Genomic DNA, 14915 nt, shown 5'->3' on the forward strand with positions numbered 1-14915 from the left:
GCATCGGTCAGCGGGCGGATGCTCTTCCACCCTTGCCGCCTGTCGACGTCCGCGCGACGCTGATGTTTGCCACAACTCGTGCCACAACCTTGTGGCAACAGATGCACGCCGGATGCACCTCAGATGCACGGCGACGAACGAACGCCCTGGTCAGCGGACTGCTGACCTGGGCGTTCGGTCTTGGAGGAGCGATGGTTCAGGCTGTACTACGACTGCTGAGCCTGTGTGAGTCGCCCGATCTGAGAACCCCCTGGCCGCTGCTCCGGCCAGGGGGTTCTCACTTGGCGCGGGTGCCCGGGACCGCTCATGGCGTCATGCGGGCATGCCGGCGGCCGGACGCTCGGCGCTCGACCGATAGGTCCGGCGCCCCGCGGCGGGGCATCGCGCGTCAGTCCCCATGGGGGCGCGACGAACGTCCGGCGGCAGGTGACGCACGTCGAGGCTCGCCTGCCCCGGCCGCCGGCAGTGGCGGGCCTCGGGCACGCGAGTGAATTCCGAGCGTCGAACGCCGGTCGGCACCGCGGTGTCACCGGGGGTCGATACGCTCCGCCGGTGCCGCCGCCGTGGAGCACTGAGCAGGTGCTGTCCCTCTCCCCCGACGCCTCGTCGACAGCGGCCGCACGCAAGCTCGCCACCCCGGTGCCCTGGGGGTCGACCGGCGCGACCGACGCCGCGGTGTGGGGTCTGTGCGCCGGCTCCGGCAAGAGCCCCTACGTCACGGTCGTCGATCTGACCGGGCCCGCGTACTCGTGCTCCTGCCCGAGCCGGAAGTTCCCGTGCAAGCACGCGCTCGCACTCCTCGTGCTCTGGTCGCAGGGTCAGGTCGCGGCGGCCGTCGAGCCGGCCGAGTTCGCGCGCACGTGGCTGGCGGGCCGCGCCGCGCGGGCTGCCCGGCCCGCGACCTCGGCTGCGGCCGAGCCGGTCGACGAGGCTGCCGCCGCGAGACGGGTCACAGCTCGCGCCGACCGCGTCGCCGCCGGGGTCGCCGACCTGCAGCGGTGGCTACGCGACCAGGTCACCCATGGACTGGCCGGTGCCGACCGCGCCGGTTACCGGCACTTCGAGCCGGTCGCAGGACGCCTCGTGGACGCGCAGGCTCCAGGGCTGGCGGACACCGTGCGGACGTTGCCCGCCGCCGCTGCGTCCGGTGAGGGCTGGCCGGCACGCCTCCTCGAGGAGCTCGCGCTCCTGCACCTCCTCACGACGGCGCATGCGCGCCTCGACGAGCTGCCGGACGGGCTGGCGGCGGTCGTCCGTCGCCGCATCGGGTTCCCGACGCGTGCCGCTGACGTGCTAGCCACGCCCGCCCATCGCGACACGTGGGCCGTCCTGTCGGTGCACGACAGCAGCCAGGACCGCCTGAGCGTGCGCCGCGTGCACCTGCACGGCACCACGAGCGCGCGCGACGTCGCCGTCGTGTCGTTCGCCGCCGCCGGGCAACCGCTCGATGCGTCCCTGATGGCAGGCACGACGCTCGACGCCGACGTCCACACCTACCCCGGCGACCCGTTCCGGGCCCTGGTCGGTCAACGACACGGCGAGCCAGCGCGCCTGACCGCCCCGCCTGCCGGCGTCACCCTCCGTGACGCCGCACGACGATGGGCCGACGCCCTGACCGCCGACCCGTGGGCTGCCGCCATCCCCGTCGTCCTCGGACCCGCCCTCGTCGGCGTCGACGGGCACGGCGCCTTCTGGGTGCAGGACGACACGGGGAGGCTGCCCGTCCCGCTCGGTGTCCAGCCGTGGACCGCGCTCGCCGTCGCAGGCGGGCGGCCCGTCGTGCTGGCGGTCGACTACGGTGCCGCCGGAGCGACGCCACGTGCGGTCCTCGCCGGAGAGGAGCTCGTGGCCCTGTGACCGTCCGTGACGACCTCGCGACCGCCGCCCTTCTCGGCACCCAGCGTGCGGCGCTCGAGCGCGCTGCGCTGACGGGCGTGACCGGTGACGTCGTGCACGCGCTTCCCGAGCAGGACGCGTCGGACACGCTCCTGGCGGCCGCCGCCGTGCTCGCCGTCGCCCGTCGCGCCACCCCTCCTGCCGCGCCCGCCGCCACGCTGTGCGAGCCCGCGCCCGTCGAGGACCGGGACGCGGCGGGGCCGCGAGCGGCAGCACGGGCCGCGCAGCTGCTGAGCGACCCCGACCCCGTCGGACCCGACCTCCTGCTCGAGTGGCTCACCCTGCTCGACCAACGCCGGCTCCGCGTGCCGGCTGCGCTCCTCGGACCCGTGCTGACGTACGCGGCGGCAACGCCCCGCCAGGACGTGGCCGGCGCGGTCGTGGCGGTCATCGGGGAGCGCGGCCGCTGGCTCGCCTCCCAGCACCCGGGCTGGCAGCTCGTCGTCACCGCGCACACGCCCGCCGACCTCGACCTGACCGGCGACGTCCGCGACGACCCACGCTGGTCGCACGGGACCGCAGACGAACGAACGCACTGGTGGTCCACGCTGCGCGCGGTCGACCCGGCGCTGGCCCGGCAGGTGCTCGCCGAGACCTGGTCCACGCTCAAGGCCGAGGAGAAGGTCTCGTTCCTGCACGCGATCGCCGGGGACGTGACGGTCGCCGACGAGGACGTGCTGCAGCTCGCGTCGACCGACAGGGCGGCCTCGGTGCGTCGTACCGCGGCAGGCGTCCTCACGCTCCTGCCCGAGTCGGCGTTCGCGCGGGAGTGCGCCGCGCGCGCCCTGGCGACGGTGCGGCTCGAACGACGCCTGTTGCGCGAGCACCTCACGGTGACGCTGCCGACCCCTCGCGACTCCGACCCGTTCGCTCCCGCCCCGCCCGGCGTCGGACCGGGCGCCCACCTGCTGACCGAGCTCGTGGCCGCCACACCCTTGACCGCGTGGACCGACCAGCTCCGGCAGGACCCGCGCACGCTCGTCGGGCTCGCGCTCGACGCCAAGGCCCCTGAGCTCGTCGTCGGGTGGGTGCGCGCCGCGTTCACCCAGCGCGACCCGTCATGGGCGCTGGCGCTGCTCGACGCGGCGACGCCCGACCAGTGGGCCCCCGCGCGCGCCGGGCTCATCGCGCTCGTGCCTCCGGGCGACCGGCACCGGCTCGTGGAACGGGGCCTGCAGGCCGCCGGGCGCGGCAAGCCGGCCCTGGACGCGAGCGCGCTGGCGCTCCTCACCGCCGTCCCCGGCCCGTGGGCGCCCGAGCTCACCGAGACCGTCGCGACCTCGATCGCGGGCGCGACGGACCGGGCACGCGGCTGGGCCGTGCGCGAGCTCGCCGGCCTCCTCGCGATCCGGTCCCGGCCCGACGCCGCGGCCGAGGCCACCCTGCGCCGCGCCGCCGCCGCGAGCCCCGACGCCGCACCCGCGCTGAACCGCGCCGCCGACCTCGTCCACCTACGACGCCTGACCATCGAGGAGCTCTCGTGACCGAGACCACCGCGCTGCTGCGCCCGCACGCCGAGCAGGCGTTCGCCGACGAGCTCGACGCCCTCGCGCGCCTCGACGACCGCCCGCGGCCGCCCGCGTGGCGCCTGTCGCCATGGGCAGTCGTCACGTACCTGCTGGGCGGGAGCCTCGCCGACAGCACCGTGATCACGCCGAAGTACGTCGGTCCGCGGCGGCTCGTCGAGGTCGCGGTGGCGACGCTCGCGACCGACCGGGCTCTCCTGCTGCTCGGCGTCCCCGGCACCGCGAAGACCTGGGTCAGCGAGCACCTGGCGGCCGCCGTCTCGGGGCGCTCGACGCTCGTCGTGCAGGGCACGTCCGGCACGTCCGAGGACGCCATCCGCTACGGCTGGAACTACGCGCGGCTCCTCGCCGAGGGCCCGAGCGACGCTGCCCTGGTGCCGTCTCCCGTCATGACCGCGATGCGCGAGGCGTCGATCGCGCGCGTCGAGGAGCTCACCCGCATCCCGTCGGACGTGCAGGACGCGCTCATCACGATCCTCTCGGAGAAGTCGCTGCCCGTCCCTGAGCTCGGGGGCGAGGTGCAGGCCGCGAAGGGCTTCAACGTCATCGCCACCGCGAACGACCGCGACCGCGGCGTCAACGAGCTGTCGTCGGCGCTGCGGCGCCGGTTCAACACGGTCGTGCTGCCGCTGCCTGCGACCGCCGAGGAGGAGGTCGCGATCGTCGCCCGGCGCGTCGAGCAGCTCGGCCGCTCGCTCGAGCTCCCACCGGTGCCGGCCGCGGCGGAGGAGATCCGACGCGTCGTCACCGTGTTCCGCGAGCTGCGCTCCGGGCAGACGGTCGACGGGCGCACCGCGGTCAAGAGCCCGTCCGGGACGATGTCGACCGCCGAGGCGATCTCCGTCGTCACCAACGGGCTCGCGTTGGCCGCGCACTTCGGCGACGGCGTGCTGCGGCCGTCGGACATCGCGGCGGGCATCGTCGGCGCCGTCGTCAAGGACCCCCTGACCGACACCGTCGTCTGGACGGAGTACCTCGAGGCCGTCGTGCGTGAGCGCCGCGACTGGTCGGACTTCTACCGCGCGTGCCGCGAGGTCACCGCGTGACGCAGACCGACGCGGACGCTCCCGCGCCGACGTCCACGGCGGACGGCGTGCACGTCATGGGCGTGCGGCACCACGGTCCCGGTTCGGCGCGCGCCGTCGCCCGAGCCCTCGCAGAGCTGCAGCCCGACCTCGTCCTGGTCGAAGGCCCCGCCGACGCCGACGACCTGATCGGGTTCGCGCAGGCGGGGACCCTGACGCCGCCCGTCGCGCTGCTCGCCTCACTGACGGACGCGCCGGCGACCGCCGCCTTCTGGCCATTCGCCGCCTTCTCCCCTGAGTGGCAGGCCCTGACCTGGGCGAACGCGAACGACGTCCCGGCGCGCTTCATCGACCTGCCCGCATCTGTCAGCCTCGCGGCCCGCGCCGCGCCCCCGGATGCCTCGGTGCAGGACGACGAGGCCGGGCAGCCGCCGGTGTCCCTGGACCCGATCGCCACGCTCGCCGGCGCGGCGGGGTACGACGACCCCGAGCGGTGGTGGGAGGACGTCGTCGAGTCGCGGCTGACGGACTCGACACCGTTCGGCGTCCTCACGGAGGCCATGGCGCACCTCCGCGAGGCACATCCCCAGCCCCACGACCCGGACGAGGCGCGCCGCGAGGCGTACATGCGCCAGCAGATCCGAGCGGCGCAGAAGGCCGGCCACCGGCGGGTCGCCGTGGTCTGCGGCGCCTGGCACGCCCCGGCTCTCGCCGGAAAGCTGCCGCCCGCGAGCGTCGACACCAAGCTCCTGGCCGGCCTGCCCAAGAAGAAGACGACGCTGACCTGGATCCCGTGGACGTCCTCGCGCCTGGCCCGTGCGTCCGGGTACGGCGCGGGGATCACCTCCCCGGGCTGGTACGAGCACCTGTTCACGACGCAGTCCGACGTGACGGCCAGCTGGCTCGTCCGGGTCGGCGGCGCGCTCCGGGAGAAGGACCTGCCGGTCTCGTCCGCGCACGTGATCGAGGCCGTCCGGCTCGCGGAGACTCTCGCCACCCTGCGAGGCCGCCACATCCCGGGTCTGGCCGAGGTGACCGAGGCGACTCGGGCGGTCTTGTGCGACGGCGACGACGACCTCGTCGCGTATGTCACCGCGCAGCTCGTCGTCGGCGAGCACCTGGGTGAGGTGAGCGACCACGTACCGACCGTGCCGCTCGACACCGACTTGCGGGCCGTCGCGCGTCGGCTGCGGCTCTCGTTCGACGCCGCGCCGCGCACCCTCGAGCTCGACCTGCGCAAGGAGACCGACCTGGCCCGCTCCCGGCTCCTGCACCGGCTGACGCTTCTCGACATCGACTGGGCCCAGCCCGACCACCAGCGCAGCCGCAGCACCGGCACGTTCCGCGAGGCGTGGACGCTGCGCTGGCGCCCCGAGCTCGCAGTCGCGGTCGTCGAGGCGGCGCTCTGGGGGACCACCGTCGAGACGGCCGCAACTGCGCGGGTCGTCCACGACGCGGTCGAGGCACCACTGCCGACCTTGACCGCGATGCTGGAGCAGACACTGCTCGCCGACCTGCCGCGTGCGGCGGACGCCGTGCTCGAGCACGTCGACGTCCGGGCCGCCCACGACGGCGACATCGCCCGCCTCATGGCCGCACTGCCGGCGCTGGTCCGCGCCCACCGGTACAGCGACGTCCGCGGCACCCCGACCGCCGACCTCGGCCGCGTCGGCGACGCGCTCCTCGTCCGCGTCTGCGCCGGTCTGGCCGCCGCCGTCGCGGGCCTCGACGACGAGTCCGCGCTCGCCCTGCGGCGCCTGCTCGACGACGTGCACACGGCGGTCCAGCTGCGCGACGACGACACGGGCACCGCCTTGTGGCTCGACACGATCCTCGCCCTGGCTGGCCGCACGGACATCTCCGGCGCTCTCACCGGACGCGCCACGCGGCTGCTCCTCGACGCCCACCGCATCGACATCCGCGACGCCGGGCTGCGCCTGTCGCGGGCGCTGTCGTACGGCACGGTCGCCCGCCACCAGGCCGCGTGGGTCGAGGGCTTCCTCGCGGGCGGCGGCCTGCTCCTCGTGCACGACCGTGCCCTGCTCGCGGTCCTCGACGCGTGGGTCGCGACCCTGGCTGCCCCCACGTTCACCGACGTCATGCCCTTGCTCCGTCGCACGTTCGGCGCCCTGCCCCTCGGTGAACGGCGCAACCTCGGCGACGCCGTCACGCGACTGCCCCGGTCCGACGGCACCCCCGCGCCCGCGGCCGACGACGGCGTCGATCTCGAGCTCGCCGCCGGTCCGCTGCGCACGGTGGCACTGCTGCTGGGAGCGACCCGATGAGCTCGACGAGCGAGCTCGGGCCGGACCCGCTCGGCTCGGCAGCCCCACCGACCGGTGAGCTCGAGCGCGTCGACGAGGCGACGCGCCTACGTCGGTGGCGGCTCCTGCTCGGCGAACCCAGCCGCGTCGACGTCCAGCTGAGCGCCGGTGAGCAGGCGATGGACGCCGCGCTTGCCGCGCTCTACGACACCGGCGATGCCGGCACGCACGCCGCCGGCGAGCGCTCCGCCGGTCTCGGCGGCTCCGCGCCGCGCGTCGCCCGGTGGCTCGGCGACATCCGGACGTACTTCCCCACCAGCGTGGTCGAGGTCATGCAGCGCGACGCGGTCGACCGGCTCGGCCTGCGCCGGCTCCTGTTCGAGCCCGAGCTGCTGGCCGCAGTCCAGCCCGACATGTCGCTCGTGACGACGCTCCTCGCGCTGAACCGCACCGTCCCCGAGCAGTCGAAGGCCACCGCGCGGCAGGTCGTCGCGGCTGTCGTCGCCGACATCGAGCGACGCATCGCATCCGCGACCCGCTCCGCCGTCAACGGCGCACTGCGCCGCTCACGCACGCGCAGGCCGCGGTTGTCGGACATCGACTGGGACGCCACCATCCGGGCGAACCTGGCTCACTACCTGCCCGAGCACCGCACGGTCGTCCCCCACCGGCTGGTCGGGCACGCACGCCACCGCAACGTCGTCGCCCGCGACGTCGTCCTCGCGATCGACCAGTCGGGCTCCATGGCCGAGTCCGTCGTGTACGCCTCCGTGTTCGGCGCCGTCCTCGCGTCCCTTCCGGCGCTGCGGACCTCCCTGGTCGTGTTCGACACGAACGTCGTCGACCTCACCGACCAGCTCGCCGACCCCGTCGACGTCCTGTTCGCCACCCAGCTCGGGGGCGGCACGGACATCAACCGTGCCATCGCGTACTGCCAGACCCTCGTGAGCCGGCCCGCGGACACACTGTTCATCCTCATCAGCGACCTCATCGAGGGCGGCGTTCGCGACGAGATGCTCCGCCGCGCCGGCGAGCTCACCGCCTCGGGTGCACAGGTCATCGCCCTGCTCGCCCTCTCCGACTCGGGCGCACCCGCGTACGACCACGACAACGCGGCCGCGCTCGCCGCGATGGGCATCCCCGCGTTCGCGTGCACACCTGACCGGTTCCCCGAGCTGCTGGCGATCGCGTTGTCCCGCGGCGACGTGGGCGCGTGGGTCGCCCGGCAGGTGCCATGACGAGCCACCAGGCGTCTCGCCGCGGGGTCGTGCACGACCTGTGAGCAGTGCCGCTCGCTGACGCCCTCGCGCGTCCGGCGGTTTCGGCGCGTTCGAGCGGCGCGGCATCTGCGGTACCACGTCTGAACACCTCGCGACGCTCGGAACAAGGCCATGCAGGGTGTCGCCGTCGGGCGCGTGCGCTCCACGGGCCATTGTCGGCGATACGGGCGCGTTATTTCGGCGCGCCGCACTTTCCCACACTGAAAAGAGAAGCGCGCCGATCTCCTCGCGACACCGCTGGTGAAAGACGCGCGGTCTGCCGACAGGTCCCCGGGAGCGCCGCGCAGCTCGAACCCTCTCGGCCGTGCGCGAGAAGGCCCCGTCGTCCCCCGCACCTGAGGCTCGCGCGGTCACGGGGCGCCCTGCCAGGCGACTCGGAGCCACACCGTGGTCGGTACCCCACCGCAAGCACGGGTGTGCGCCGCCATACGGCGATGGCCTGCGGAGATATCCCGCACCGGCACGACGACGTGGGCCCCACGCGGACCCCGGCACGGCGTCGCCGTCCGACCCGGAGGTGCGGACCGGGCGTCGAGGTGGCACGGTGACCACGGTCGACGCCGACCGGTTTGCCCGGTCTCGTCGCGCACCGGAGAGCGACGCCGATGGCCGTTCGCACGACCTCCTCCCAGCCGTTGACCGGCCCCCGGCACCGAGGTAACGTGCGTCACGCGCTATATGTTAGCGGTAACAAACCGCCTTACCCCGTCGGAAAAGGCCCCCGAGCACAGCGACGACGCTGGCTCGCGCGCGCCTGGAATGAGGCTCGCCGAGGTAGGCGGTCGGCTGACAGGAATGAGGAATGCCTTCATGGTGAGAATCGGTTCCGTGCCCAGGGCGACCACGGCCGGCAGGAGACTCCGGACGCGGCGGACACCACTCGTCGGGCTCGTCGTGACAGCACTGGTGGGCAGCGGCCTGATGGTGGGCGCCCAGGGCGCGACCGCGGCGGCGCACCACGTGCCGGCGTACCAGGACCGGTCGTTGCCGTTCAGCGTCCGGGCCGCCGACCTCGTGTCGAGGATGACGCTGGAGGAGAAGCTCGACCAGCTGCGCGCCATGCAGCCGCACGCGACCTGGGCGCCGAAGCCCCAGGTGATCTCCCGGCTGGGCGTCACGTCGTACGGCTACTGGGGCGAGGCGAACCACGGCATCTACTTCCCCACCCTCCCGGGGAACAACGACTACACCCAGTACCCGCAGAGCACGTCGATCGCGTCCACGTGGGACGCCCCGCTGACGCAGAAGATCGCGGGTGGCATCGCGGACGAGGCGCGCGTCACCTACAACACCTCGTGCCCGCCGGGCAGTGACGCGCCCGTCCTCCCGGGCGGCGCCTGCTATGGCCTGACGTACTGGTCACCGAACCAGAACCTCAACCGCGACCCGCGCTGGGGACGGGCCGACGAGTCGTACTCCGAGGACCCCGAGCTGACCGGCGGCATCGCGAGCGCGTTCGTCACGGGCATGCAGGGCGACACGGCGTCGCGTCCCGACACGGTGCCGACCAAGCCCGACGACTACGTCCAGGCCGTGGCGACCCCGAAGCACTACCTCGCGAACAACTCCGAGGCGAACAGAGACTTCGGCACGTCGAACCTCAGCGAGCGGTCGCTGCTGGAGTACTTCGTGCCGCCCTTCGCCGCGTCGGTGGCCGGAGCCGGGGCGCGGTCGATGATGACCGCGTACAACGCCGTGAACATGGTCGAGGACTACACGACCGACTACCCGTCGGCCGCGAGCTTCCCGACGACGTGGAGCCCGGACGACCAGGTGACGCCGAACGGCACCCCCGGCACCCCGATGGCGGCGAGCCGCTACGCGATCGAGACGCTGATGCGTCGTTCGTTCGGCTTCGACGGCTACGTCGTCTCCGACTGCGGCGCCATCACGCGGGTGTACGGCACCGGCACGCAGGGCCACTCGTGGCACCCGGCCCAGCTCGGCGGCGACACCCAGGTGAGCAAGCCGCTCGGCAACGCGTGGGCGCTCAAGGCCGGTACCGACCTCGACTGCTTCGGACCGGACTACCCCTCGGCCGACGGTCTGCCCGCCGCGCAGGACCAGGGCTACGTCACCGAGAGCGACGTCGACATCGCCCTGGTGCGAGCGTTCACCGCACGCTTCCAGACCGGCGAGTTCGACCCGGCCGCGGACGTGCCGTGGGACAACGCGTCGTACTCGCTGTCGACCGCCGGCAACCCGGACGTGAAGCTGGCGTCGGCCGCGCACCGCGCGGTGGCCCACGAGGCCGCGCTCGAGGCGCCGGTGCTGCTCAAGAACGCGGGCTCGACGCTCCCGTTCGCCGGCGCGACCACCGGCACGACCGTCGCGCTCGGCCACGTCGACAGCCTCAACACGTTCCAGTCGGGCTCCTACTCCGGCCCGACCGCCGTCAGCACCACGTTCGCGCAGGCGCTGGCCGAGGAGACCGGTGGGAGCACCTCCGACATCACCCCGGGCTCGGCGACGCCGTACCTCTCGGACCACCTCTCGGTGTTCCCGGACGTGCTGAACAAGGCCGGCACCGCCATCACGACCTCGACGTGCTCGAGCGACCCGTGCGACCCCGTCAAGGACGCGGCGACCGCCGAGTACCGCATCTCGCAGGCGGACAACGTCGTGGTCGTGGTGGGCCATCGCAACGACGACGGCGGCGAGGGCACCGACCGCACCACCGTCGCTCTGCCGCGCATGCAGGCCGAGCTGATCCGGGACTCGATCGCGCCGCTCGCCAGCAAGTACGGCAAGAAGATCGTGGTGTGGATCCAGGGCAAGACGATGGTCGACCTCAGCGAGTTCAAGAACCTGCCCACCGTGGGCGGCATCGTCTGGTCGTCGTTCAACGGGATGTACCAGGGCCCGGCGATGTCGGAGCTGCTGTTCAACGACTCCGTGAAGCTCGAGGACGGTCGCACCGCGATCGCGAACTTCTCGGGCAAGCTGCCGCTGACCTGGTACTCGGACGTCGACGCCCAGCTGGGCAAGGCGACCGCGCCTGACCTCGCCGTCGAGGACTACCGGCTGACCAAGGCCGAGGGCGCGACCTGCGGCCGCACCTACCTCTACTACCAGGTCGGTGCCGGCTGCGCCGCGCCCGACTACGCGTTCGGCAGCGGCCTGTCGTACTCGCGGTTCGACTACGGGGCCCCGACGCTGTCGGCTTCGCGGGTCACGCCGAACCAGTCGGTGACGGTCGCGGTCCGCGTGTCGAACCGGGCCGCGAGCCACCCGGGCAAGGCGGTCGTGCAGGTCTACGCCAAGGCGCCGAGCGGCGCTGACGGCAACGAGCGGCCCCTCAAGCAGCTCAAGGGCTTCGTGAAGACGGACGTCATCGGGGGCGGGTCCCGGACGGCGCGCATGACGATCAAGCCCGGCGACCTCTGGTTCTGGGACGACGTGACGCACAAGAAGGTCTTCCCGACGGGTGACTGGACGATCCTGGCGGGCCCGAGCTCCGCGGATGCCGACCTCAAGGCGACGACGCTCCACGTGAGCGGCGCACGCAAGGCGGGCGTCGAGGTGGTGTCGGCACAGCCTGACGGCACCCAGCTGCGCCTCGACACCCCGGACAACCGGATCAACGCCCAGCTGTCGGTGACCAAGCACGACCTCGCCTTCTGGAACCTCGACGACCGGGCGCTCAAGGTCGAGTACAAGTCCTCGAACCCGGCAGTCGCGAAGGTGGACCGGACGGGTGCTGTCGCACCGAAGCGGGTCGGGACGGTCCTCATCACGGCCACGGCCACCGCCGACGGCGAGACGAGGTCGACCACGTTCCCGGTCGTCGTGACGGCGGGTGCTCCCGACGCCACCGGCAGCGCGTTCCCCGACGCCCACGCGGCGGCGGTGGACTTCGCCGACCGGAGCGTGCCGGTTCGCGACGCGGCGGCAGGCGTCCAGCTCTCCGCGCGGCTCGTCCCGGCGGCCTCCGGCACCACGTACAGCTACCGGATCGCCCCCATGGACACGAACAGCGCCGGGGCCGCGGTGACCACCACCGGTGTGCTGACGGCGACCGAGCCGGGGCACGTCAGAGTCACCGTGACCGCGACGTCCGGCGGGGTGAGCACGTCGGAGTCCGCGCTGGTGACAGTGGCGGCGACGCCGAGGCACCACGGTCACGGCCCAGGGCCGGGACACCCTGGCCGGCACGGCTAGGAGCGCGGCCGGCGCAGTGACCGCAGCGGTGGCGGGGGTGGCTCAGGCCGCCCCCGCCACCGCTGCGCTCACGTCTCGGCGGCAGCCCGTCGCGCCTCGGCCGCCTCATCCACGGCTCGCTGCGCTCGTCGGAGAGCGTGCTGCGCGGCGACCGCGGCCCGCTCGTCGTCGTGGAGAGCGCTCTCCGTCCGGCTGACGCGCTTCTCGGCGAGCCCGACGTCCTTCTGCGCCCGCGACAGCCTGCGACGCAGGTCGGCGAGCGCCTCGGTCAGCTCCTCGACCAGGTCGGACGCCGCTCGCGCGGCGCGCTCCGCGGCCTCGAGGTCGGCGCGCCGCTGGTCGCGCCGGGCGATCGCTGCGTCGCCGTCGGCCTGCGCACGCTCGAGAGCCTCTGTCGCGCCCTGCCACGCCGTGTCCGCCGCGCGTCGTCGCTGCTCGGCGGCGCGGCGCTCTCGCTCGGCGGCGCGGCGCTCGTGCTCGGACTCACGACGCTCCGTGTCCGGACCGGCCGTGGCGCGCTTCGTCGACGCGCGTGCCTGCTCGAGACCGCCCTCCGCGCCAGCGCCCGCACCCGACCGTCCACCCGCCTCCCTCACCGGGTGCGGCCCGCGGGCGCCGGCACGCTCTCCCGCCGGCGGGCGCGCCGGGCTCGCCTCCCGGTCGCGGGACTGCCCGCCCGCGCGCGGCGCCGGACCGGCCAGCGACACGTCCGCCGCGCCGAACCCGACGTACTGCTGCCCCTCCGTGAGGCGACCCGAGGTGACCACCTGCGCGACGTCGGCGTCGGCGAGCGCGGCCGTGAGGGTCGCGTCGACCTCCTGCAGCGCCGCGTCGCCGACGCGGTGCCCGTCCGTGATCGCCAACGAGCGGGCTCTCGCGACGAGCGACGAGACGAGCGCCCGGCGTTGACGCGACAGGTCGCGCAGGGCGACCCCGTCGAGCGTCCGCTCGGCCTCGCGCAGCCCCTCCCCGAGCGCGACGATCTGACCGGCGAGGTCGGCGTCCTCGCGGACCAGCAGGTTGACGAGCCACGCGGCGACGGTCGGCTTGCGCAGGGCGGCGATCTGACCGGCCAGCGCGCGGTCGCCGTCGGCCCGGGCCGCGCGAGCAGCGGCATCACGTGCGGAGACGAAGCCGTCCGGCCGACCGGCGTACAGGTCGTCCACGACCTCGTCGAGCGACGTCATCGGTCCGCCGCGCCCGGATCGACGCGGGGGCCCCCGTCGGGGCGGCGCGAGCCCTTCACGGACGTCGCACCGACCTGCGGGCGGGCCCACGCGTCAGATCGCACCCCATCCACGGCCTCATCGTGCCGCCGAGAGCCGGCGTCCGCTCCGCACCGGCTCGCGGCCCGCTCAGGTCGTCACGTTCCCCGCCGCGTCGAAGGCCGTCCACCGTCCCTCGGACACCACGCGGACGGAGCCGTCCACGACTGCGATCGCCGTCTGCTCGTCGATGGCGTACGCCGGGACGCCGAGGCCGGCGGCCCACCGTTCGGCGTGCGCACGGGTGTTCGTCGGGAACGCGTCGAGGTGCGGGAAGATCGCGAAGTCGACCACGCCCAGCGTCCGGTCGTCGGGTGCGCCCGACCACTCCACGAAGGAGTCCTCGATGCGGGGCGCCATCACCATGCTGCCGGCGCTCACCCCGACCCAGACCGTGTCGGGCATCGACGCGAGCAGGTCCGCGAGCCCGGACTCCCGCATCCAGTGGTGGAGGTACGTCGCGTCGCCGCCGTCGACGAGCAGCACGTCGGCCTCGCGCACCCACGGGACCCAGCGCTCCGGCCCGACGCTCGGCAGCGCCGTCAGCTCGAGGACTCCCAGCGACGCCCAGCCCAGGCCGGACAGATGGCGGAAGTCGGGCTCGGCGGCGAGCAGGCCGCGCACGGACTCCGGGCCGCACATCGGGTGGCCCCACTGGGCCGTCGGGATGCACAGCGCCCGGCTCTCGGCCACGGGCTTCCCGAGGAGCTCGACGAGAGCGCGGTGGATGCTCGGGTTCGTGACGCCACCCGAGGTGAGCAGGAGCTTCAACGTTCCTCCGGGGGTGTGGCGGCCGTGCGGCGGCACGCCACACAGAAGCGGGTCGGCGCCGGGCCGTCCGGCGAGCGCGGGGCCCGCTCGATCATGCTGCGTCGACGCGCCGGTGGGAAGGCGGTCCGAGGCGCGCCGTGCGCGGTCGTGGGCCCGGCGCGGTTGCGGGGTGGTGCCGACGACTGTGCAATGCCACGGGGGGCTGTCCGATCGGAAGGAGAGCACCGTGAGCACGTCAACGATCATCTGGATCGTCGTGGCAGTCGTCGTGGTCGCCATCGTCATCGCCGTGGCGGTCGCACTGTCCCGCAGGTCCGGGGCCCGGCGCGTCGAGGCGCAGCGGGCGAAGGCCCAGGAGATCCGCGAGAAGGCGGCGGTCGACGAGGTCGAGGTGCGGCGCCGCGAGGCCGAAGCCGCGCGGCTCGAGGCGCAGGCCCGGCTCGCCCAGGCGGAGGCGGACGCACGTTCCGCCGACGCCACCGCGCTCGCGCAGGAGGCCCGGAGCCACGAGGAGCTGGCGAGCGGCGCGCGCGCCGACCTCGACGACCGGCTGGGCCACGCCGACCGGATCGACCCCGACGTCCCGACGGCGGACGACGCCCCCGTCGAGGACCGTCGTTCCGACGCGCCCCCGGTGGACGACGTCCCCGTGCAGAGGGGCGACGACGGGCGAGCCTGACCGACGGCGCGCTCCGCAGGTCGGGCCGGTGACAGCCGGCACGTCGGC

General features: G+C 74.1%; 9 protein-coding genes. 7 read left to right on the top strand and 2 right to left on the bottom strand.

Features of this window, described 5'->3' with window-relative positions; genetic code table 11:
* Positions 1–552 precede the first annotated feature (552 nt).
* The 6 genes from QRT04_RS01905 (at position 553) to QRT04_RS01930 (ending at position 12152) form a co-directional block, all read left to right on the top strand.
* Positions 553–1857 (top strand): SWIM zinc finger family protein, encoded by a 1305-nt coding sequence (locus QRT04_RS01905; RefSeq protein WP_289453195.1) that lies wholly within the window; start codon positions 553–555, stop codon positions 1855–1857.
* Positions 1854–3380, top strand: coding sequence for a DUF5691 domain-containing protein (locus tag QRT04_RS01910; RefSeq protein ID WP_289453196.1), 1527 nt, complete (start codon positions 1854–1856; stop codon positions 3378–3380). The genes QRT04_RS01905 and QRT04_RS01910 overlap by 4 nt, the downstream gene beginning before the upstream one ends.
* Positions 3377–4468: an ATP-binding protein gene (locus QRT04_RS01915; RefSeq protein ID WP_289453197.1), complete on the top strand. Its 1092-nt coding sequence runs from the start codon at positions 3377–3379 to the stop codon at positions 4466–4468. Before QRT04_RS01910 ends, QRT04_RS01915 begins: the two co-directional genes overlap by 4 nt.
* The gene (locus QRT04_RS01920) at positions 4465–6732 is read left to right on the top strand and encodes a DUF5682 family protein (RefSeq protein WP_289453198.1); all 2268 of its coding nucleotides are present in this window, start codon (positions 4465–4467) and stop codon (positions 6730–6732) included. The genes QRT04_RS01915 and QRT04_RS01920 overlap by 4 nt, the downstream gene beginning before the upstream one ends.
* On the top strand, positions 6729–7949 hold the full coding sequence (locus QRT04_RS01925) for a VWA domain-containing protein (RefSeq protein WP_289453199.1): 1221 nt from the start codon (positions 6729–6731) through the stop codon (positions 7947–7949). Before QRT04_RS01920 ends, QRT04_RS01925 begins: the two co-directional genes overlap by 4 nt.
* A gap of 936 nt (positions 7950–8885) precedes the next feature.
* Entirely contained in the window at positions 8886–12152 is a 3267-nt protein-coding gene (locus tag QRT04_RS01930) for a glycoside hydrolase family 3 C-terminal domain-containing protein (RefSeq protein WP_289453200.1), read from the top strand.
* Positions 12153–12220: 68 nt separating this feature from the next.
* Here the strand turns inward: QRT04_RS01930 and QRT04_RS01935 are convergent, their stop codons facing one another.
* Positions 12221–13339: a coiled-coil domain-containing protein gene (locus tag QRT04_RS01935; protein ID WP_289453201.1), complete on the bottom strand. Its 1119-nt coding sequence runs from the start codon at positions 13337–13339 to the stop codon at positions 12221–12223.
* A 168-nt stretch (positions 13340–13507) separates the two neighbouring features.
* On the bottom strand, positions 13508–14188 hold the full coding sequence (locus tag QRT04_RS01940) for a Type 1 glutamine amidotransferase-like domain-containing protein (RefSeq protein WP_289453202.1): 681 nt from the start codon (positions 14186–14188) through the stop codon (positions 13508–13510).
* A gap of 226 nt (positions 14189–14414) precedes the next feature.
* Here QRT04_RS01940 and QRT04_RS01945 point away from each other — a divergent pair, with 226 nt between their 5' ends.
* On the top strand, positions 14415–14867 hold the full coding sequence (locus tag QRT04_RS01945) for a hypothetical protein (RefSeq protein WP_289453203.1): 453 nt from the start codon (positions 14415–14417) through the stop codon (positions 14865–14867).
* The last annotated feature ends 48 nt before the right edge of the window (positions 14868–14915 follow it).

Origin of the sequence: Cellulomonas alba (assembly GCF_030362835.1) — a bacterium.
Lineage (GTDB): Bacteria > Actinomycetota > Actinomycetes > Actinomycetales > Cellulomonadaceae > Cellulomonas > Cellulomonas alba.

Coding starts and splice junctions, on each gene's coding strand:
- QRT04_RS01925 (WP_289453199.1), top strand. CDS start 6,729: ATGAGCTCGACGAGCGAGCTCGGGCCGGACCCGCTCGGCTCGGCAGCC.
- QRT04_RS01935 (WP_289453201.1), bottom strand. CDS start 13,339: ATGACGTCGCTCGACGAGGTCGTGGACGACCTGTACGCCGGTCGGCCG.